A 20,310-nucleotide genomic window follows, 5' to 3' on the forward strand; every position below is an offset into this window, starting at 1 on the left:
TAGATATATTTTAGTATTAAAAAAGAGTTTTATAAGAACCTAAACAATATCAGGCAAAACTTACTGGATTTTAAAAAGGGCGCATTAAGCGCCCTTTCTCTACTCGTTATCTAATCTTTTTCTTGATTATCAGCTTTCAAACGCTCTGAATGATTGAGTTCATAAGGGGGTATTTTGTTACCTTTCTTTTTCCCTTTCAAATAGAACTCCATCCATCGCATTAATCGCTGGCTGTAGTCTAACTGCGCAGGCGCTTTACGATTCCCATGACCTTCTCCAGGATAATAAACCAAACGCACAGGAGTTTCTGTACGCGTTTTAATGTAACGGTAAAGCTCCATCGATTGAGCCGGATGCACTCGCGTGTCTTCTTTTCCGTGCATAATTAGTAAAGGCGTTTTCGCTTTATCGGTATGATAAATGGGGCTGCGCTCTAACATCCATTGCCATTTATCCCAAGGGTAATTGCGTGCATGAACGTTATACATTTCTTTTGGGATATCTGTCGTACCAAACTTTGATAATTGATTAGAAATTCCCACAAACATAACACTCGCAGCAAAATGTTCGCTCAGTGCAGTTGCTCCCCAGGCTGATGCATACCCACCATAGGATCCGCCGGTAATACCCACTCGCTCTTTATTAACGATGCCTTGCTCCGATAAATGAGTAATAGCGTCGACCAAATCATTAAATTCTTTTCCGGCATAATCGGCTTGGCCCAATTTACTAAACTCAACACCACGTCCGGTACTTCCTCGATAATTAGGAAGGAAAACAGCAAAGCCATTTCCGGTAGCATGTTTAATTGGATAGCTATAACGATCCAGCCACTCATTAGAGATATGACTTTCAGGACCACCGTGAACCATCATAATTAATGGGTAACTTTTACCTTTTTTATAATTGATGGGATAAACAAGAATTCCACCTAGTTCAACACCATCTCGTGCTTTGTAAGTAATAGATTCTTGCTTCGGCATCTTAATATCTTTTAGCCAATCATTTGACTGGGTTAAACGCTTTAAATTTCCTTCAGTAATCTGAAAAACTTCTCGAGGATGTTCAGAAGTTCCCATAGTTCCTACCATCTGCTTTCCATCGGCACTAACATCAATACTTCTTAACGCGCCTTTACCCAAAGGCAATAATGTTTGCGACTTTTTATTATCTAAATTAATGACACCTATCTCACTGCTGGTACCTTTATGTCCCATGTAAACCACTTGGTAGTCAGACGTCCAGTCTACATCTTTAACGTGTCCCATATAATTTGGTAAGACTTTATCAATAGAGCCGTTTGAAGCACGCCCCACGAACAAACGACCATCAGCAGGATCGTTTTTGTCTTCTGCTCCAATTATCGCGACATATTTTCCATCGGGTGACCATTTGGCGCCGCCCAACTTTCCTTCTGTTTTAAAGGTTTCTAAATTATCACCTTCTAAATCAAAAACGCCATACACGGATGCCGTATAATTGTCATCAATGTGAGGTGTTGGCGTGGTACGTAACAAAAGCTGATCTTTTTTAGGATGAAAAGCAACAGAAAGAACATGACGTTCCATCGCTAACTTTTTAGGTTTACCTTCCAAATTATTTAGATTTACAAGATATAGGTGAGAAAACTCTGCATCTTCCTCATACACTTCCGCTTTAAACCCTTTTTTCTTAAGCTTTTTGTCATTTGCATCTTTCGGATCTTTTGCGATAAATACTAGTTTATTGCTCTCACTATTAATTGAAAATCCACCAATGCCATTACCATGTGAAACCACTTGCATCGACTCACCACCGTCAATTGGAATCCGATAAATGGAAGTGTATTTATCGTCGTTACGTTTCGACGTGTAGTAAATATATTGACTGTCTGGACTCCACTGAACATTACTCACAGCAACTTTACCAGTAATAAAAGGACGACTGTTTCCGGCAGAATCTACAACGTGTAATTCAACACGATGTTTTCCATCTTCATCTTTATAAACTTCTATCGGCTTTACCAAGGTATAAGCCGTGTATTTTCCATTGGGAGCTATGTATGAACCACCAACGTACTGAGTCATAACGGTCTCTTCGAGAGTCATCACGCGTTTAGCGGCTACAGGATTCAATAATACGCACATCATAATCAGTGCATAAATAATGGGTGAGAAAGTTTTCATTATCTGGCCTCTCTTATCATTCATTTTTTAAAAGCTGCAAGCAAAAGCAGAGTTAAGATAAATTACATAAACTATCACTTAAGCTTTTTTAATTGTTTTGCTGTGCTTCCATTTTGAAACCACTAATAGTACATTCGATACGATGATAATTAAAGCACCTGTCACCAATGACCCGGTAATCTTCTCTTCTGCTAACAGAACGCTCATCAACATTGCGGCGGGAATGTACAAGTAATAGACAACACCAGAAATAACGCCGGGTAACTCAGAGGTTGCTTTTATCCAAAAGCTGTGTGCAAGCAAAGTAGAAACAATTCCGAGAAAAATAAGACCTTGCCAATCATTGACCGATAAACTCCAGTTTTGAGGTATAGCAAATGGCCCAAAGCAAATACACGCAAAGATAAATTGCCCTGCCGTGCGAACTGTCGCATCTATGTCTAAGTTTTTCTGATGGATTATTGGTAAACAAGCGTACAAGAACCCACTTGCGATTCCCAACACAGCCCCCAGAAAATAGTCGGAATGCCAGTTAAATTCAGGTATTAAGATGTATAAACCAAAACCAGCAAGCACTAAAGCTACAATGTCGTAACGAGTCATCGACTGCTTAAGTAGCCATCGGCTTAACAATGCGACATGAATCCCATAAGTTGAAACGGTAATCGCCCCAACAGATGGTGTTGAAAGCTTGATACTCTTAAAATACAAAAACCAATGAACGGCAAAAACACCGCCTAATAATCCTAAAGCTAACCATTGATTTAAATTTAAATTCAATGACAACCTTTTTATTTTTAAAAAGATATAAACGCCAGTTCCAGCAACGGCAAGTCTAACAAAAGCAATCTCAACTTCATTAGCGGCATTAATTTTTATTAATGCCGGAACAAATGACATTAATAAAATGGCCAGCAGTGCATAAATAATTGCTGATAGACGAACTTGCATAATCCGCTCTGTTGTTTGGCGATTAAAGAGTGTGATTCAAATAAAGCTAATTTGAGTCAGAAGTATGATGATTCATTCGATAACAAAAATACACCATCATTGCTGACTAGCTTCTTCAGTTATCTTTTAAATAATCAAAAAATAATAATTAAATCTTCAAATTATAAATTGGTTTATAAAAAGAAAACCCCGCTTTAAGCGGGGTTAGTCAAACTTATTTAGAAGTTTATTTATTTTCATTTTCAGCCAGGAACAACCAGGTTTCGATAACCGTATCTGGATTTAAAGACACGGAATCGATTCCTTGCTCCATGAGCCATTTAGCCAGGTCGGGATGATCAGAAGGACCTTGACCACAAATCCCAATATATTTACCGGCATCATTACACGCTTTGATTGCTTTCGCGAGTAACACTTTTACAGCCTCATTTCTTTCATCGAATAAATGCGAGATGATACCCGAGTCTCTATCCAAACCTAACGTCAACTGTGTTAAGTCGTTTGAACCAATAGAAAAACCGTCGAAGTGTTGCAAGAATTCTTCAGCTAATAAAGCATTTGAAGGCAACTCACACATCATGATGACACGTAATCCATTCTCGCCACGTTTCAACCCATTTTCAGCCAAAAGCTCAATGACTCTTTCTGCTTCGCCTGTTGTGCGAACAAATGGGATCATGATTTCAACATTGGTCAAGCCCATCGTGTTTCTTACGCGCTTAATCGCTTCGCATTCCATTTTAAAACATTCGCGAAAATCTTCTGAAATATAACGAGACGCACCACGGAAACCAAGCATTGGATTTTCTTCTTCTGGCTCGTACAAGTCACCGCCCACTAAATTGGCGTATTCATTCGATTTAAAGTCGGACATTCGAACAATCACTTTTTCAGGAGAAAACGCACAAGCTAAAGTAGAAATCCCCTCAACTAACTTCGCGATATAAAATTCTCTTGGCGATTCGTAACCCGCCATATGCTCTTGAATTTGTTCTTTTAAATCATCATCGTCAAGCGTGTCAAAATCCAATAAGGCTTTCGGATGAACACCGATCATTCGATTAATAATGAACTCTAAGCGCGCTAGTCCAATACCCGCATGAGGTAATCGAGCAAAGTCAAAAGCACGATCCGGATTACCGACATTCATCATAATTTTAAATGCTAAATCAGGCATGTTATCGACTTCATTTTGCGATACATCAAAATCGAGCAGCCCTTTGTAGATATTTCCTGTATCACCTTCGGCACAAGACACGGTAATTTCTTGTCCCGCCGAAATATGATCAGTAGCATCACCGCACCCGACAACAGCCGGAATACCAAGTTCGCGAGCAATAATTGCAGCATGACAGGTACGACCGCCACGATTAGTAACAATCGCCGACGCGCGCTTCATAATAGGCTCCCAGTCGGGATCGGTCATGTCAGTTACCAAAACATCACCCGGTTTCACGCTGGCCATTTGACTGATATCGCTAATAACGGCAGCAGGACCTTTTCCAATGCGCTGACCAATCGCCCGGCCAGACGTTAATACCTCACCTTGCTGTTGCAAGATATAACGCTCGATCACGTTGCGACTATCGCGGCTTTTTACGGTTTCAGGACGAGCTTGAACGATGTATAAACGGCCATCTGCTCCATCTTTTGCCCACTCAATATCCATTGGCCTTTGATAGTGCTTTTCAATAATCAATGCCTGACGCGCTAATTCTTCAACTTCATCATCATTAATACAATAGGATTGGCGCTCGTTCATAGGAACACTAACTGTGTCAATTGACTTGCCGTGTTCGTCGGATTCGCTATAAATCATCTTTATCGCTTTTCCGCCCAAGGTTCGTCGTACCACAGCTGGTTTGCCATTTTTTAAGGTCGGTTTGTGAACATAAAACTCATCTGGATTAACCGCACCTTGAACAACGGTTTCGCCAAGTCCGAATGCTCCAGTAATAAACACAACGTCATCGAAGCCAGATTCTGTATCCATCGTGAACATCACACCACTTGCTGCGATATCACTACGAATCATTTTTTGCACACCGGCTGAGAGAGCAACCAGCTTGTGATCAAAGTCTTGATGCACGCGGTAAGCAATCGCTCGATCATTAAACAAAGAAGCAAACACTTCTTTCAGAGCTAATTTTACATTGTCGATACCACGAACGTTCAGAAAGGTTTCTTGCTGCCCCGCAAACGAAGCGTCAGGAAGGTCTTCAGCTGTCGCAGATGAACGCACAGCGACAGCAAACTCATCATTAGCATCGCCTTTTAACTTTAAATAGGCAGCTTCTATCGCTTGCTCTAATTCAGGCAAAAACGGTGTTTCAATAATCCACTGACGAATTTTTTTACCAGTCTCAGCTAATTTATCGACATCATCGACATCCAAAGAATCAAGTTCGTTGTGGATTTTTTCATCCAGGCCACTTTGGCTTAAAAATGAACGAAATGCGGACGCGGTTGTCGCAAATCCATTAGGAACACTGACACCAGCATTGGATAGGTTACTAATCATTTCACCCAATGATGCGTTTTTACCACCAACGACTTCAACATCATCCATACCTAAGCCGTCATACCAGAGGACGTAGTCTTGCACAGTTTCTCTCCTGAAGTTCTCCTTGGGCCAGAAAGTTGTTTTATGATAAATTTCTGGCGATACTTTGTGGGGCCTTATTGTACTTGATGGACATAAAATATGAAACGTACGGTATTCTTTATTTCCGACCGAACCGGAATAACAGCAGAAATGCTAGGACAATCATTGCTAAGCCAGTTCGAGGAAGCAGAGTTTGAGAAGGTCTCTTTGCCATTTACTGACACTGAGAAAAAGGCCATAAAAGCCAAAGAAACGATTGATGAGGCCGCCCAATCGGGACAAATGAGGCCTATCGTGTTTAATACTATTGTCGTGCCTGAGATTCGAAACATTATTATGGAAAGTAATGGCCTGGTATTGGATTTCTTTCATACCTTTATTGGTCCCCTGGAGGAAGCTCTTGGACTGAAGTCAGGCTTTCGGGTCGGAAAAACCCACAATTACGATGAAAAAGGCGATTACGACTCACGCATTGATGCCGTTAATTTTGCACTCAATAACGATGATGGAGCGACAACGCGTTATTACGATCGCGCCGAGTTAATTTTGGTGGGCGTTTCCCGCTGCGGAAAAACACCAACCTCGCTATACATGGCGATGCAGTTTGGCATACAAGTAGCGAACTACCCTTTCACCGATGACGACATGGATAATCTAAAACTACCGCCCATGTTAAAGAAACATAAGGACAAGTTGTTTGGGTTGACCATTAACCCCAGTCGCTTGCATGAAATTCGAACTGAAAGACGAGCCAACAGTCAATACGCATCACTAAAACAATGTCAGATCGAAGTGCGAGAAGTTGAAGCCTTGTTCCGTAAAGAAAAAATTCCCTTTATTACAACTACCAGCAAGTCCATCGAAGAGATAGCGACCAAAATCATGTTGAAATCAGGACTGAAAAGAATTTCGTTTTAACTTTACCAATAAAAAACAAGCAATAAAAAAGCCGAACAACTGTTCGGCTTTTTTGTTGGATAAGAAATATTAATTAGCAATTACATGAGCGCGTCTTGATCAGCACCTTCTTTTTCAACTTCTGGCGGCATCAAGTCTTCTTTAGTAACACCTAACGCTAGTGCTGCTGCACTGGCTACATAAATCGATGAGTACGTACCTATTAAAACCCCAACAATTAATGCGATTGAGAAACCATGAATAAGTTCTCCACCAAAGTAGAACAAAGCAATCAATACTAACAAGGTTGTTAATGAGGTAATCAAGGTTCTTGTCAATGTCTGATTCAGAGAGCGGTTCATTACTTCTATAGAAGAACCTTTTCGCATTTTTAGAAAATTTTCTCGAATACGATCGTAAACAACAATCGTATCATTAAGCGAATAACCGATAACCGCCAAAATCGCTGCCAATACAGTCAAATCGAACTCTATTTGAGTCACAGAAAAGAAACCAGCGACAATAATAACGTCGTGAGCCAAAGCAGCAACCGAACCCAATGCAAACTTCCACTCAAAGCGCATGGCAACGTAAACCATAATACAAATAAGAGCGACCAAAAGTGCTAAACCGCCATCGTTTTTTAACTCGTCACCTACGGCAGGCCCAACAAATGAGCGTCGTACTTTTGTCACGTCTTCTCGATAAGTTTTTAATGCCTTCATTACTTCAAAATCGAGTTCTTTATTAGCAACTCCGACATCCGAAGGCAAACGGATGGTTACATCAAGAGACGAACCAAAAAATTGAACGACTCCGCCATTTAAGTTGTTGTTTTTCAGAGCTTCCCGAATAGGAGCTAATTCAACAGGCTTATCGTACTTTACCTGAATGGTAGTTCCACCAGAAAAGTCCAAGCCGACATTCAAGCCGTTTTGAAATAGAGAGTACCCAGAAACGATAATTAATATTGCTGAAATAATAACTGCAATATTTTTATAATTTAAAAAAGGAATATTTAAAGTCATTTTTACTCTCCGTTATACCGCCAGCTTTTTAACGGCTTTACCACCGTAAATTAAATTGACCAAAGCTCGGCTTCCTACAATGGCAGTAAACATTGAAGTTAAAATACCAAACAATAACGTGATCGCGAATCCAGCAATAGGACCAGTACCAATAGCAAACAATATCAGCGCTGCTATAGCCGTAGTAATATTTGCATCGGCAATGGTAGAGAATGCAGCATCATAACCATTATGAATGGCTTGAGCGGGTGACATACCGTCTCTTAACTCTTCTCTAATACGCTCAAAAATAAGGACATTGGCATCAACGGCCATACCAACGGTTAACAAGATACCCGCCATGCCAGGTAAAGTAAGAACCGCGCCAATCATACTCATAACACCGATAATTAAAACTAAATTAACTAACAGTGCAATGTTGGCAACTAGTCCGAAAACTTTGTAGCGGAACAGCATAAATATTAGAACCATAACAAAACCGATTAAAATCGATAATGTTCCTTTTTCAACGTTCTCTTTACCTAAGCTTGGTCCAATGGTTCCATCTTCAACAATATAAATTGGAGCTTTCAAAGAGCCCGACTTTAAGGTAAGCGCCAAGTTGCTCGCATACTGAGGAGTAAACTGTCCTGTGATACGAAAACTTCGTCCCAAAGTTGTTTGAATGGTCGCAGCACTCACAACTTCTTTATTAATTTTTTCATCAATTTTTATCAAAGAGCCTTCATCATTTTTGACAAAGTCGCCGTATTCATTCTTCTTAAAAATCGGCACAACTTCAGTTAGAACGATGGCCATGACATCACCAACGTGGTCTCCTGACTCTTTCGCCATAATTGAGCCACCAGCACCATCGAGCTGAATATTAATTTGTGGCATTCCTTTCTCGTCACGGCTCGAACCCGCGCCCGTCACATGCTCACCATCTAACATGACATCTTTATAAACTAAAATAGGTCGCCCATCAGATTCATACAAAAGTTCAGAATCGTATGGGACTCGACCGCTTAGAGCCTCTCCGACATCACGTCGAGTATTCGCCATTCTAAATTCGAGTGTACGAGTATCACCGATAATACTTCTTGCTGTCGCGGTATCTTGAATTCCCGGCAATTGAACGATAATTCGATTTGCTCCTTGTCGCTGAACTAATGGCTCAGCAACACCAATCGCATTAATACGATTGTTTAGCGTTGTAATATTTTTCTTTATTGCGAAATCGCGAATTTCTCGAGATTTTGCTTCTGTAATGTTAAATATCAATTCATAACGACCGTCAAAGCTCCGATCCGTTATGGTAAATCCTTCAAGTGCATTTGTGTTTAATTCAGCAAACGCTCTTTCTTGGAGTTCTTCTGATTCAAATTGAGCAATGACAGAAGTGAGCTCTCGTGGATTGACGCTTTTGTAATAAATTTGCTCATCATAAAGTGTTGTTTTGATCGTCGTAATCGCGCGCTCTTGTTCCTTTTTGAACAAGGCATCCATATCGACTTCAAGCAAAAAGTGAACGCCGCCGCGTAAATCTAAACCTAATTTCATAGGATCAAAACCAAGGTCTGCTAGCCATTTGGGTGTCGCTGCCGCTAAGTTGACAGCAACAACCGTATTTTCTTTTATTTCTGGCTTGCTGTGATTCTCGACAAACTGAAAGGCAATACGTTTTGCTTCATTTTGGTCGTCTGGATTCACTAAACGAATCAAGCCACGACTGCCTTCGACTTCAAAACTCTTTGTTTCGATGCCTCCGTCTTTGATGGCCTGATCAATATTAACGACCAGCTCTTCCGTAATCGGATTTCCATTTTTATCCGAAATCTGAATGGCATGATCTTCACCAAAAATATTAGGTAAAGCCAAAATGCCGCCGATGATGATAATGAATAACACCATTAAATACTTCCATGTCGGAAAAGTATTTAATGGCATTTGTCGTGTCTGGCCGAAAATCATTTGATGATCCCTTCTTACTCTTTAATCGATTTTAAAGTGCCTTTAGGAAGCACCGCTGTAACGGCGTGCTTTTGAACACTGATGTCTACATTTTCAGCAATAGTAATCACTAAATAATTTTCAGTATTCTTGCTAACTCGCCCTAACAATCCGCCCGCAGTAACCACTTCGTCACCTTTATCGATTTCAGAAATCATTTTCTTATGTTCTTTCTGGCGCTTATTTTGCGGTCGAATAATTAAAAAATAAAAGATCACAACAAAAAGCCCCATCATGATCCAAAAACTCATGGTGCTTCCACCAGGCTGAGCAGCTGCAGCACTTAATAACATACTCGTATTTCCCCTAATTATTTTTGTTTATTCTTCAGCTAACGGAGGAACTTCCATACCGCGTCGCTGGTAAAAATCTTTTACAAAGTCGGCCAATGTACCTGTTTCAATGGCATCACGCAAACTCTTCATCAGTCGTTGGTAGTAACGCAAATTGTGAATGGTTGTTAAACGAGCGCCTAAAATTTCGCCACACTTATCAAGATGATGCAAATATGAACGACTGTAATTTTTACAGGTATAACAATCGCAGGCTTCTTCAATTGGCCCCGTGTCCCTTTTATGGGGACTGTTTCTTAATCTTACAACGCCATCGGCCGTAAATAAGTGACCATTTCTTGCATTTCGGGTCGGCATGACACAATCGAACATATCGACACCACGTCTTACCGCCTCAACAATATCTTCCGGTTTACCAACCCCCATTAAATATCGAGGACGCTCAACGGGTAATAAAGGCGTGGTGTAGTCCAAAACCGCTTTCATTTCTTCTTTGGTTTCTCCAACGGACAATCCACCAATGGCAAATCCATCGAAATCGATATCTTTCAATCCTGCGGCGGATATTTCACGCAAATCTTGATACATCCCGCCTTGAACAATTCCAAATAACGCATTGGGATTTCCCTCATGCGCTTTTTTCGACCGTTCCGCCCAACGTAAAGACAGTTCCATCGAGCTTTTTGCCTCTTCCCAAGTCGCAGGATACGGGGTGCACTCATCAAAAATCATGACAATGTCAGATCCTAACTCGCGCTGGACCTGCATCGATTCTTCTGGCCCTAAAAAGACTTTTGAACCATTCACTGGAGAACGAAATTCAACCCCTTGCTCTGTAATTTTACGCAGTTCACCCAAACTAAAAACCTGAAAGCCGCCGGAATCCGTTAATATTGGACCTTGCCATTGCATGAAATCATGAAGATCACCATGCTCTTTAATGATTTCAGTTCCTGGACGAAGCATTAAGTGAAATGTATTTCCCAAAACGATTTCGGCACCGATTGATTTAACCTCGTCAGGAGAAACCGCTTTTACCGTCCCGTAAGTACCCACCGGCATAAATGCAGGCGTTTGCACTTTACCGCGTTCAAAAGTTAACTCCCCTCTCCGAGCTCTACCCTCGGTTGCAAATAACTCAAACTTCAAAAAAATTCTCCAAACAATCGTTTAATCTTGAGAAACTACCGTGATGCTTTTTCTAAAAACATGGCGTCGCCATAGCTAAAAAACCGATATTTCTGCTCAATCGCATGTTGGTAAGCTTTTAGAATCGCCGATCGACCAGAAAAGGCGCTCACCAACATGATGAGAGTGGATTCTGGCAGATGAAAATTGGTGATTAATCCATCAACACACTGAAATTCGTATCCCGGATAAATAAAAATATTGGTATCACCTGTTTTCGGATTGAGTTCACCGTCAACTGAAGCGCTCTCGAGGCATCTCACACTGGTTGTTCCAACCGCTATCACTCGGCCGCCTTTACGACGGGTTTGATTAACCAACGTAACAACAGATTCTGGAACATTAAACCATTCGCTATGCATTTGATGTTGTTCAATATTATCGACCCGAACAGGAGCAAAGGTTCCGGAACCGACGTGTAAAGTCACAAAATCCCATTGCACCCCCTTGCTTTTTAGCTTCTCTAAAATGCTATCTGTAAAATGTAAACCTGCAGTCGGAGCGGCCACTGCGCCAGCCTCTTTGGCATAAACCGTTTGATATCGCTCTGCATCAAATTCAGTATCAGCCCGATCAATATAGGGTGGTAAAGGCATATGCCCTTCGTTTTCCAGCACTTCAAAAATAGGCACGCTTGGACCAGAGCTTAAATGATAAAACAAGCCTTGCCGTTCGATCACAGAAAGCAGATAGTCACCTACTTGAATTATCGCTCCGGGTTTTAATGAATTACTCGATTTAACTTGAGATAAAAACTCAAATTCTCCAGTCACGCGTTCCACGAGCAACTCAACTTTGCCGCCAGACTCTCGCTTACCCAATAATCTCGCAGGGATAACTTTGGTGTTATTAAAAATTAAACAATCATTGGGAGATATAAGCTCAACCAGATCTTTAAACACCCGATCGTGATGCTGCCCATCGCTCGAGACATGAAGTAAGCGGCTCGCATCCCGCTCTTCAGTGGGATATCGCGCAATTAATTCGTCGGGTAATTCAAAGTGAAAATCAGAAAGGTGCATAGATCAAATACGCTACTAAAATGTGGCGCAATTCTACCTGAAAAGACCCTAAAAGACGAGTTTCACAAAAGAAAATGGCCGCTAATGCGGCCATGAAAAGCTTAAACAAAAATCAGCAGGAGTTGCCTCCACTCTCCGGCCAACAAGGATACTCAGTTCCATCTTTATCCTCCCAAGTTTTCGCGCCTGTATGATCAATCCTAATGAAACCATCTTTACTTGCCATCTCGTTAATTGGTCTCGCCGTGATGGTGTAAGTCGATGCTCCCAAATCAGTAAGCTCAAGGGTATAGTAAGGAGTCGGGTCTCCCGGAGGTACTGAACCATTAAATGTAGTACCCACCGCCGCACCAACATAACTCATTCTTGCCGCACGATGCTTTTCCATCGCGTTTACTGCAGTCAGTACAGCACCCATAGCGTCTGTTCGCTTCGCTTGAGTAATATATCTGTCGTAAACTGGGTATGAAAATGCGGCAATAATCCCAATTATCAGAACAACTATGAGCAACTCAATCAGGGAGAAACCACTCTTTCGAATTATATATGACATTATTGATTGACCCTCCGCCATTTCACAGGCATTACGTTTGCAGGAGTTTGTTTAATGAATTGATCAACGGGGGAATCCCCTCCACACAACCGGCCAACACATCCAATGAAACCATTGTTCGTAATGATGATGTTTGGCTCAGGAAGAATACCGGCAGCATTTGTTACGTCTTGATAACGGTCGGTTCCGGTTACTAAACTGTCACCATTCACATCGACAAATGGTTCGCCATTTTCGATACTAACCCCCCAGACCCTCGCACTACCGATTGCAGGCGCACAAACATCATCCTCTGAATCATTAGGAGGAATGTAAGTGGTAAACAGAACAGCACCACCCACCGTTACTGACGATGCTAACACTTTTTCACCTTTACGCACGTCATTACCAGCTCCATCCGTGCCCTCTTCAAAGTTGATGTACCAACCATTTTTCCCATTTTCTATTGCAGCTGTTGAGTCTACTTCACCATCACTGTCGCTATCACCTAACATATTAGAGATGTCAACAAGGTCTGCTAATTCAGCATCCATATCAAACTTATTACTCAGCGCTCCTGTATCTCGAACCACATAAAAATGATCGTCAACGGTCACATCAAGCGGGCCAGCTCTCAAACCGGAGCCTATTGCTACAGCGAAATAGAACTCGCCAGTCTTACTATTAACGTTAAGAGAGACATCCGGTGCATTATAAAAACGACGATTATTCAGCGGCGTCGAATCATTCTGCAGGTGAGCAATACGTCCACCCGTTATCGTTTGATTGTCATTATCGATATCAAACCGGAATAACTGCGCTTTAGTATCAGCCACGTAGATATAATCCAACATCCTATCGGCATCGAAATCAAATGCTCGAACATCTGCAGGAACTGAATTTAGCGCTGAACCAGAGGTAGCGTCACCCGCAGGAGATGCCGCTTGACTTGCATTTGTATTATCCCACAAATGATTACCCGTTATTGCATCGGCAATATAGACTCGATTTCCAACATCATCTGTGACTGACGCTTCGGCTTTGGTGTCTTGATCCGTGTCATAACCGCCGCCAAAGACAAGAACAAGTTTCTCAGTATTGTTTACATCGATTCCGGGGAGATTAACTTTACCGACAATAGGTTTTGACCACGTTTGTCCTAATTGTCCAAAACCAGATTTAGTTGGATCAATTTTAAACATCAAGTCAGGGCTTGTTAAAGTCGATATATCAAAACCGTAATAATTATTTCCACCACGCCGCATACCAATATATAAGTAAGCTTTCTCATCAGCATCGATCGCACCATCTCCATCTTTATCAACCACATAAATTGAAGGAGTTCCATCCATTCCGTAAAGATGATCTGTCGAAGTGCTGTTTTCATAGGCCGACTTAATATTACCTAGCAGATCTTTCGGCATAAATGACCAAATTTCTTGTCCAGTCGCAGCATCAAAAACATGTAAGTAACCGTGATTCGTTCCAACGAATATAACAGACCGGTAAATCGCAACACCTTCCGCCGTTTCACCGGTCTGGTAAGACACTAGCGTTGGCTTCGAATGAAGCGGATCTCCGATAACATTATGAGCGCCTAGAGTCGTATCACCATTGGTATAACCAAGAGCCCAATTGATATAGGTCGCGCGGGCTGTATTGTTAATAGCGTTTAGCATTGTTGCTGTTACGTTTCCATTACTAGTATCGAGTTTCGATAAGATGGTTTCATTACTACTGACATTCGTATAAATATTTCTAGGTAATGTCATTTGAGAGGCAACACCACCTTTGGTCGTTTCATTTCCATCAGTCTCTGTCGACCACCAACTACTCGCCGTATCCTGAAATTCACCGTCGATCAAATTAACCGCTGGCTCGCCATTTTGGTCCAGTACGACTGTCTCACTCGTTAATGGATGCTCTCCTAATCGATAGCGTTTAATATTTCCAGGCCAAGTCACTGTTGATGTCGGCTCAAATAGAGAGAAGTACAATTCATCGTTATGAGTTAATCGATTGTATTGGTTCACCGTAACACCAGCAGAAACAAAGGTAGCATTGGTCTTCAATACCGTTGCAGCGATTGACTCTAAAGCTTCTAATAATTCATCTCGACTATTGGCTGTTTTATATAGACCGCCCCCTTTACTGGCTAGCTCACCTAAAAATTCAGAGTTAAAATCAAAACCAATAGTATGCGTGGTTACAGTTTGTTTGCCAGCCACCCAACTCGCTTGGTCATTTTTATTCATAAATTCTGCAATTTTCTTGGCACAGTCCTTTCCTGCATCATTCCAGGCGCAAGTACCGCCACCTGTCCAACGATTGTAAATATCGATAGTACCGCGATCCTGAGTTGTTGGAGCACCGTCAGTTAGTAAAACAATATGGTTTTTCTGACAACCCGACTGTATCGGTGATTTATAATTAGGGTTGTTTTGAATATGCTCTGAAGCGCACTTATTTCCCGATGGATCTACTTCAATATCACAATCCGGATCTCGCCAAATGACACCGGTTGAGTCAAAACTATTGGCAGCACTAACACGATCGTTTTTACTAGGAGGATTACCCCGAACTAATCCATAAGTCACTTTTTCAGCTCGATAATACAAGCCTGCTTCGGCCAACGTATCACTAATGGGAGTATTACCTTGCGCTTGGAAATCTTGAACCACCGTTCTCAACTCATCTCGTTTAGTGTAACCAGTACCATTGTAGGCTCCAACGTAACTCACAAGTAATCGAGCAGCTCGGAATGGATCATTATCAAACGTATGCCCTTCTCGCTGCCCCGAATTAATCGTCAGAACAATTCCCAGAGGATTGCCCGACTGCCATGCCGCATTACTAACAACCGTTTGCAAATCGGTAGCGAATGACGGTGATACATCAGCTACATTCTCCTCCCACGCATTGTAGTTCCAAGTTACTCCTGTAGTTCTAGTGCCGTTATACACATTATCATAACTAAAGGTTAAATTAGGATTATTAACCACTTGCACCAAGCCGCTAGCAGTGTTTGCTCTCGAATCTCGTGATGTAATTTCAAGACGAGCGTCTAAAATAACCGCGCCATTTGGAATAGGAAGATCTTCAAAATAAAATCCAGCATGAGTTTTGTCACTGTTTCTTTTTAGGTCAAGATCTGACGAGGTTCCGTTATAGCTGCCATCATCGTACCGTTCAAAATCATGCTCGCTCTGTGCAATTTGACTCACTGCTTTATTCTGGAAACACCCCGTTGCTCCAGTAGGAATGGTTTTATCAAATTCAACTCTTAAACGAGGAGCTTGTAGAGAGCTCTGCTCATAAGCCATAACAGGATGATAGCCGTTACCAGCAATTAAAAATGACATACTGTTGCCGCCACACCAAGTGCCCAAGTTAACAATTTCTTGAACCACAGACGTTAAATCAGGCGTTGAATAGGTTTCCGGCGGCGCTTCGGGATCAGCATCTAAATCAACAGCCTCCCACACACCGGGCTCCCAGGAAACAGCGCTGGCGGTCAATGCTCGATTAGCGGGTGGCGCAGCAGAAAAATCAGGCGCATTGGCTAATCGGTTACCATAAATTCGGAAATTACCTGTCTTATTATCGGAGCCTTTGTAACTCGAAAATGTAATGGTCGCTTTGGTGATTTTAGCGCCTTGTGGAATGTTTACATTTTGAAAACGTAAACCTGTCAATTCCTGGTCTACCGCTCCCATCTCCAAATAAGGCTCATAGGGTAAGACTCTGCCGTTATTACCAGGTTTAAGCTCTTGTGTTACGTCATCCCAATTTGCTGAAACCGTCGACATCGCCAAAGGATCCGATGGAGAATTTACGTTAACGATTCCGGATAATATAGGCCCGCCAGGAACACTGAATCGAGCCATACCAATATTTAAGTTACTAATGTTAGTAATAAATTCCAGCATAACATCGCGCATAACATCAATTCGGTCGTCGTCAGTCCCTGTAACATTACGATTCATACTTCCTGATGTATCAAAAATAAATAATACATTCGGAATAACCGCATCTTCAGTAACAGGAGCTCTAAATATTTCGGTGTCATCCGCCCAGCTTGCGCTAGTTGCAAACACACTGTAAATCGAAATCAAAAAGACAACTTTCAATTCACGCACTCTATTGAGCAATGCTTTTGTTAAACGTTTCATCTAAATCACCACTTGGAATATACTACTCATAAATCAAAACTAAACTTCCAATACCTGCCTATAAATTAATTAAGGCGTACTTGCAGAGGTGTTGGCAGCTTCATCAGCACCTGTTCCACAAAAAGAAGTTACTTCAAAACCATGCCACTCGACACCACTCGCCATACCGGCAGCATTTCCTCCGGTTGTAACTAATACTCCTCGACAAGCGAAACTACCGCCCTGCGAATAACCGATGCAAAAAGTTGGGTCACAGCCTTTATTCGTAACTGTTACACGCGCACTTGCAATAGCTTGACCATCAACCGGCGTGTCGAGACAGGTATCATCATTCCCTACTTCTGTTTCTGTGCCATCAGAGCTTACACAAAAGTCAACAACACCCGATAAACGCATTCGCTGCAATATGCTATCGTCTGCAGTCCGATCTTGTGACTCGGTTAAATTTAAAAACGCAGAAAATCCTGTATCTGCCGCGGCTCTGGCTGAATTCAATTGATGCAAGTTAATCGACATTTTCTCTTGGAAAGTGCTATTTCTAACCGAAGCGACGCCGATTACCATTAGAACCGCCAACAAAATTAACGCAATAAATAGCGCAACACCATCTTGCTTTTTCATCATAAAATACGCACCGTTCCGTAAGCTTGATTGGGAATTTGAATAGTTGTCGAAAATGCCCGTCTTAAACGACGATCTTCGAAATTATAGGTTCTGTCGAGAACCGTGTATTCTTGAACAACGTTTTCATCAACAACATTGTTTGGAGTTTGAATCAATAAGCCTATTTTTACCGCATAGACTTTCGAAAAATCGGTTACAGAACCTGCATTAACGTATTGATTAACGACCCCGTCATTCGTCGTATCAATTCCGTACAACACCTGAAAGCTAACAACATTACTTATGACAGGTTGAGCACCCCCACCTGTTCCTTGACACATCAAGCTACCTTCATCTACGTAGAAACTACTAATCACATCACCTGAAGCCACATTCGCTCCATTACAATCCAAGGTGTTTGTCATATCCGACATCAAGGTTGAAAGCCTGTCAAAATCAGAGCCATCATCACTGGTGTTTGCTGCATTAATAGCGGTAGTAGAACCAGCAGTGCCACCAAACCAACCAGAGTTCTGCACAATACGCTCCATGTACGTAATCGCAAAACGACCATCAGTTTGAACATTAGCGAGCTCTTCTTGCATCGAGTAAGAAGTCTTCGAGCCGACAAATACAGAAACAACACCGCCAAGTAAAATCAGGCCGAGAATACCCGCTACCATTAGCTCAACGAGACTAAATCCGCGAACTTTCACAAAATTAATCGTTTGAGTCTTCATTACGGAATCACCTCAAGTAAAACGCAGTCTTGGTTAGCAGGAACGCCAACATCTTCGCATGTAACGTTGATAAACGTGTCCGTTGAACCTTGCCCGGTATCTTCTCTTGTTTCTACCGGAGTCCAAGCGACGGCGATTCGGATTCTGTCTGATGCAGGATTGTCAACATAAACTTCTCCATCTGGCAGCAAGTCAGAGGCCCTAGAACATATTTCCCAATGATCATAATCTCTCAACTCCTGAATACTACAACTTCCTGTGTTACAGTTAGTTACAGCGTTTTCGCAGGCGTAAGGCGCTCCGGTATAAGCCGCGACTACGTCTGAAGAGGTTGCATCAGTATTGTACACAACAAACTTGGCTCCCCTTATTCGCGAAGCTAACTCATGCGCTATCGAAGAAGCTTGTGTTCGAAGATAACCCGAATGATTACTGCCAATACTAGTCACTTGTAACGCAGCGACTCCAAGAAGCCCGATTCCTAAAATTAAAACAGCGACCAAAACTTCAATTAAAGTAAGACCTTTAACCTTAAAAAGCATTTAACAGCCTCCCTCAGCGTTACTGGAGGAAACAGATCCCCCCATTGAGACATTGACGATCTTTCCATAACCATTCTTACTGCAGGTTGTAAACTCTAGTATCCCATTCGGATCCGCCCTAAACCCAGAAGTACCAAAGGTCAAAAATGTGTTATTTCCACTGATGCTTACCGCAATGTCAGGACTGTCACAAGAAAACGCTTGGGCTACAGAATCCAAAGTTCCGTCCTGATTTGCATCCGGGCCAACTTGATAGCTTACCTTCCCATTTGCCTCTGAATACACGACACTAAACGCCATTCTTTGCGTCACCGCTTCTGATTTAGCAAACTGAACTGCTGTAACGAGCTTGTTCGAACAAGCAACCAACTGATTATCTTGAACTGTGCTTTGGTATGAAGGAATTGCGAACGCAACAAGAATTGAAATCAAAACCATCGTTACAATCAGTTCAACAAGAGTAAAACCTAAATTACGCATAAACTATTAGCTCTTAGAAAATTCTAAGGTTAATAGTAACGCCTGAGATTTTTCACACAACTGGAAGGCGATAAGCGCATTTCGCTTACCGATAAACGGTTAAGTGGTTGTTTTGCAATGCGAACTTAGTCACATTTAACGGCTAAGTATCGTCTGGTTAGCGTAGTTCACTAGGTAATACAAAGACTATATCCTCAGGTTTACCCGACAACTCCTGAGCCTCTTTACCCCCCATCGACTTAAGTCGCTCGATAACCTGACGAACCAAGGTTTCGGGAGCTGAAGCACCTGCAGTAATGCCCACCTTACTGACCCCGCTTATCCAATCTTTATTAATTTCTTCAGCATTATCAATTAAATGAGCGACTGTACCTTGCTTTTCAGCCAACTCTCTTAAGCGATTTGAATTAGAACTATTTTGCGAGCCGACAACCAGGACTAAATCAACTTGAGCGGCAATTTCTCGAACAGCATCTTGACGATTTTGCGTTGCATAACAGATGTCATCTTTTCTAGGACCTTGAATATTTGGGTATTTATTCTGCAAAGCATCAATAATTCGCTTGGTGTCGTCAACCGAAAGGGTTGTCTGGGTGACAAAGTGAAGTTTGTCCGGATCTGCAACTTCTAACGCTAGAACATCATCAACCGTCTCGACGAGATAGATTCCTGCATCATAATTGTCATATTGCCCCATCGTTCCCTCTACTTCAGGGTGTCCTTTATGACCAATCAAAATGCATTCCTCGCCTTTTTTGCTTGCGCGGGCAACTTCCATATGAACCTTGGTCACTAACGGGCAAGTAGCATCGAATACTTTCAGGTTTCTCTGCTCAGCGTCTTGTCGAACTTGTTGAGAGACACCGTGAGCACTAAAGATACAAATACTATTTGAAGGTATTTCGGCCACATCTTCGACAAAAATAGCTCCTTTTTCACGTAATCCGTCAACCACAAACTTATTATGCACCACTTCATGTCGAACATAGATAGGCGCACCAAACACATCGATCGCTCGATTGACAATTTCGATAGCACGATCGACACCAGCGCAAAATCCGCGTGGATTAGCCATTAAAATATCCATCAAATTCAACCTT

At 41.9% G+C, this 20,310-nt stretch carries 16 protein-coding genes; 1 reads left to right on the plus strand and 15 read right to left on the minus strand.

Annotated elements, in window-relative coordinates:
- Positions 1-110 precede the first annotated feature (110 nt).
- The 3 genes from FAX86_RS09950 to ppsA all read right to left on the minus strand — a co-directional run bounded on the left by FAX86_RS09950 (position 111) and on the right by ppsA (position 5,721).
- Entirely contained in the window at positions 111-2,165 is a 2,055-nt protein-coding gene (locus FAX86_RS09950) for an alpha/beta hydrolase family protein (RefSeq protein ID WP_205859176.1), read from the minus strand.
- A 78-nt stretch (positions 2,166-2,243) separates the two neighbouring features.
- Positions 2,244-3,116, minus strand: a complete 873-nt coding sequence (locus tag FAX86_RS09955; RefSeq protein ID WP_144393268.1) for a DMT family transporter — start codon at positions 3,114-3,116, stop codon at positions 2,244-2,246.
- A 226-nt stretch (positions 3,117-3,342) separates the two neighbouring features.
- Entirely contained in the window at positions 3,343-5,721 is a 2,379-nt protein-coding gene (gene ppsA, locus FAX86_RS09960; protein ID WP_144393269.1) for a phosphoenolpyruvate synthase, read from the minus strand.
- 99 nt (positions 5,722-5,820) lie between these two features.
- On the opposite strand from ppsA, the gene ppsR reads away from it, so the two are divergent.
- Entirely contained in the window at positions 5,821-6,639 is an 819-nt protein-coding gene (gene ppsR, locus FAX86_RS09965) for a posphoenolpyruvate synthetase regulatory kinase/phosphorylase PpsR (RefSeq protein ID WP_144393270.1), read from the plus strand.
- An 80-nt stretch (positions 6,640-6,719) separates the two neighbouring features.
- Here the strand turns inward: ppsR and secF are convergent, their stop codons facing one another.
- From secF to ispH, 12 genes are all read right to left on the minus strand, one after another.
- Positions 6,720-7,646 (minus strand): protein translocase subunit SecF, encoded by a 927-nt coding sequence (gene secF, locus FAX86_RS09970; RefSeq protein ID WP_144393271.1) that lies wholly within the window; start codon positions 7,644-7,646, stop codon positions 6,720-6,722.
- Positions 7,647-7,658: 12 nt separating this feature from the next.
- Positions 7,659-9,599 (minus strand): protein translocase subunit SecD, encoded by a 1,941-nt coding sequence (secD, locus tag FAX86_RS09975; RefSeq protein WP_246128568.1) that lies wholly within the window; start codon positions 9,597-9,599, stop codon positions 7,659-7,661.
- Between the two features lie 14 nt (positions 9,600-9,613).
- Positions 9,614-9,931 carry a preprotein translocase subunit YajC gene (yajC, locus tag FAX86_RS09980; RefSeq protein WP_144393272.1) on the minus strand — a complete coding sequence of 106 codons (318 nt, stop codon included), beginning with the start codon at positions 9,929-9,931 and terminating at the stop codon, positions 9,614-9,616.
- A 27-nt stretch (positions 9,932-9,958) separates the two neighbouring features.
- On the minus strand, positions 9,959-11,080 hold the full coding sequence (tgt, locus tag FAX86_RS09985; RefSeq protein WP_144393273.1) for a tRNA guanosine(34) transglycosylase Tgt: 1,122 nt from the start codon (positions 11,078-11,080) through the stop codon (positions 9,959-9,961).
- Positions 11,081-11,115: 35 nt separating this feature from the next.
- Positions 11,116-12,141 carry a tRNA preQ1(34) S-adenosylmethionine ribosyltransferase-isomerase QueA gene (queA, locus tag FAX86_RS09990; RefSeq protein ID WP_144393274.1) on the minus strand — a complete coding sequence of 342 codons (1,026 nt, stop codon included), beginning with the start codon at positions 12,139-12,141 and terminating at the stop codon, positions 11,116-11,118.
- Positions 12,142-12,253: 112 nt separating this feature from the next.
- Positions 12,254-12,694, minus strand: coding sequence for a type IV pilin protein (locus tag FAX86_RS09995; RefSeq protein WP_164503533.1), 441 nt, complete (start codon positions 12,692-12,694; stop codon positions 12,254-12,256).
- Positions 12,694-16,845, minus strand: a complete 4,152-nt coding sequence (locus FAX86_RS10000; protein WP_144393276.1) for a pilus assembly protein — start codon at positions 16,843-16,845, stop codon at positions 12,694-12,696. Before FAX86_RS10000 ends, FAX86_RS09995 begins: the two co-directional genes overlap by 1 nt.
- Before the next feature lie 69 nt (positions 16,846-16,914).
- The gene (locus FAX86_RS10005; protein WP_144393277.1) at positions 16,915-17,469 is read right to left on the minus strand and encodes a pilus assembly PilX family protein; all 555 of its coding nucleotides are present in this window, start codon (positions 17,467-17,469) and stop codon (positions 16,915-16,917) included.
- On the minus strand, positions 17,466-18,188 hold the full coding sequence (locus tag FAX86_RS10010; protein ID WP_144393278.1) for a PilW family protein: 723 nt from the start codon (positions 18,186-18,188) through the stop codon (positions 17,466-17,468). The genes FAX86_RS10005 and FAX86_RS10010 overlap by 4 nt, the downstream gene beginning before the upstream one ends.
- Positions 18,188-18,730 carry a type IV pilus modification protein PilV gene (gene pilV / locus FAX86_RS10015; protein WP_144393279.1) on the minus strand — a complete coding sequence of 181 codons (543 nt, stop codon included), beginning with the start codon at positions 18,728-18,730 and terminating at the stop codon, positions 18,188-18,190. Before pilV ends, FAX86_RS10010 begins: the two co-directional genes overlap by 1 nt.
- Positions 18,731-19,210 carry a GspH/FimT family pseudopilin gene (locus FAX86_RS10020; RefSeq protein WP_144393280.1) on the minus strand — a complete coding sequence of 160 codons (480 nt, stop codon included), beginning with the start codon at positions 19,208-19,210 and terminating at the stop codon, positions 18,731-18,733.
- Between the two features lie 157 nt (positions 19,211-19,367).
- On the minus strand, positions 19,368-20,297 hold the full coding sequence (gene ispH / locus FAX86_RS10025) for a 4-hydroxy-3-methylbut-2-enyl diphosphate reductase (protein WP_144393281.1): 930 nt from the start codon (positions 20,295-20,297) through the stop codon (positions 19,368-19,370).
- Positions 20,298-20,310 lie beyond the last annotated feature (13 nt).

It is taken from the genome of Pleionea sediminis, from assembly GCF_007570825.1.
Taxonomy (GTDB): domain Bacteria; phylum Pseudomonadota; class Gammaproteobacteria; order Enterobacterales; family Kangiellaceae; genus Pleionea; species Pleionea sediminis.

Bases quoted from the DNA above. Each gene is read 5' to 3' on its own strand.
- FAX86_RS09950 (WP_205859176.1), bottom strand. From the start codon at position 2,165: ATGAAAACTTTCTCACCCATTATTTATGCACTGATTATGATGTGCGTA.
- FAX86_RS09955 (WP_144393268.1), bottom strand. From the start codon at position 3,116: ATGCAAGTTCGTCTATCAGCAATTATTTATGCACTGCTGGCCATTTTA.
- ppsR (WP_144393270.1), top strand. From the start codon at position 5,821: ATGAAACGTACGGTATTCTTTATTTCCGACCGAACCGGAATAACAGCA.
- secF (WP_144393271.1), bottom strand. From the start codon at position 7,646: ATGACTTTAAATATTCCTTTTTTAAATTATAAAAATATTGCAGTTATT.
- secD (WP_246128568.1), bottom strand. From the start codon at position 9,599: ATGATTTTCGGCCAGACACGACAAATGCCATTAAATACTTTTCCGACA.
- yajC (WP_144393272.1), bottom strand. From the start codon at position 9,931: ATGTTATTAAGTGCTGCAGCTGCTCAGCCTGGTGGAAGCACCATGAGT.
- queA (WP_144393274.1), bottom strand. From the start codon at position 12,141: ATGCACCTTTCTGATTTTCACTTTGAATTACCCGACGAATTAATTGCG.
- FAX86_RS09995 (WP_164503533.1), bottom strand. From the start codon at position 12,694: ATGTCATATATAATTCGAAAGAGTGGTTTCTCCCTGATTGAGTTGCTC.
- FAX86_RS10000 (WP_144393276.1), bottom strand. From the start codon at position 16,845: ATGAAACGTTTAACAAAAGCATTGCTCAATAGAGTGCGTGAATTGAAA.
- FAX86_RS10005 (WP_144393277.1), bottom strand. From the start codon at position 17,469: ATGATGAAAAAGCAAGATGGTGTTGCGCTATTTATTGCGTTAATTTTG.
- FAX86_RS10010 (WP_144393278.1), bottom strand. From the start codon at position 18,188: ATGAAGACTCAAACGATTAATTTTGTGAAAGTTCGCGGATTTAGTCTC.
- pilV (WP_144393279.1), bottom strand. From the start codon at position 18,730: ATGCTTTTTAAGGTTAAAGGTCTTACTTTAATTGAAGTTTTGGTCGCT.
- FAX86_RS10020 (WP_144393280.1), bottom strand. From the start codon at position 19,210: ATGCGTAATTTAGGTTTTACTCTTGTTGAACTGATTGTAACGATGGTT.
- ispH (WP_144393281.1), bottom strand. From the start codon at position 20,297: ATGGATATTTTAATGGCTAATCCACGCGGATTTTGCGCTGGTGTCGAT.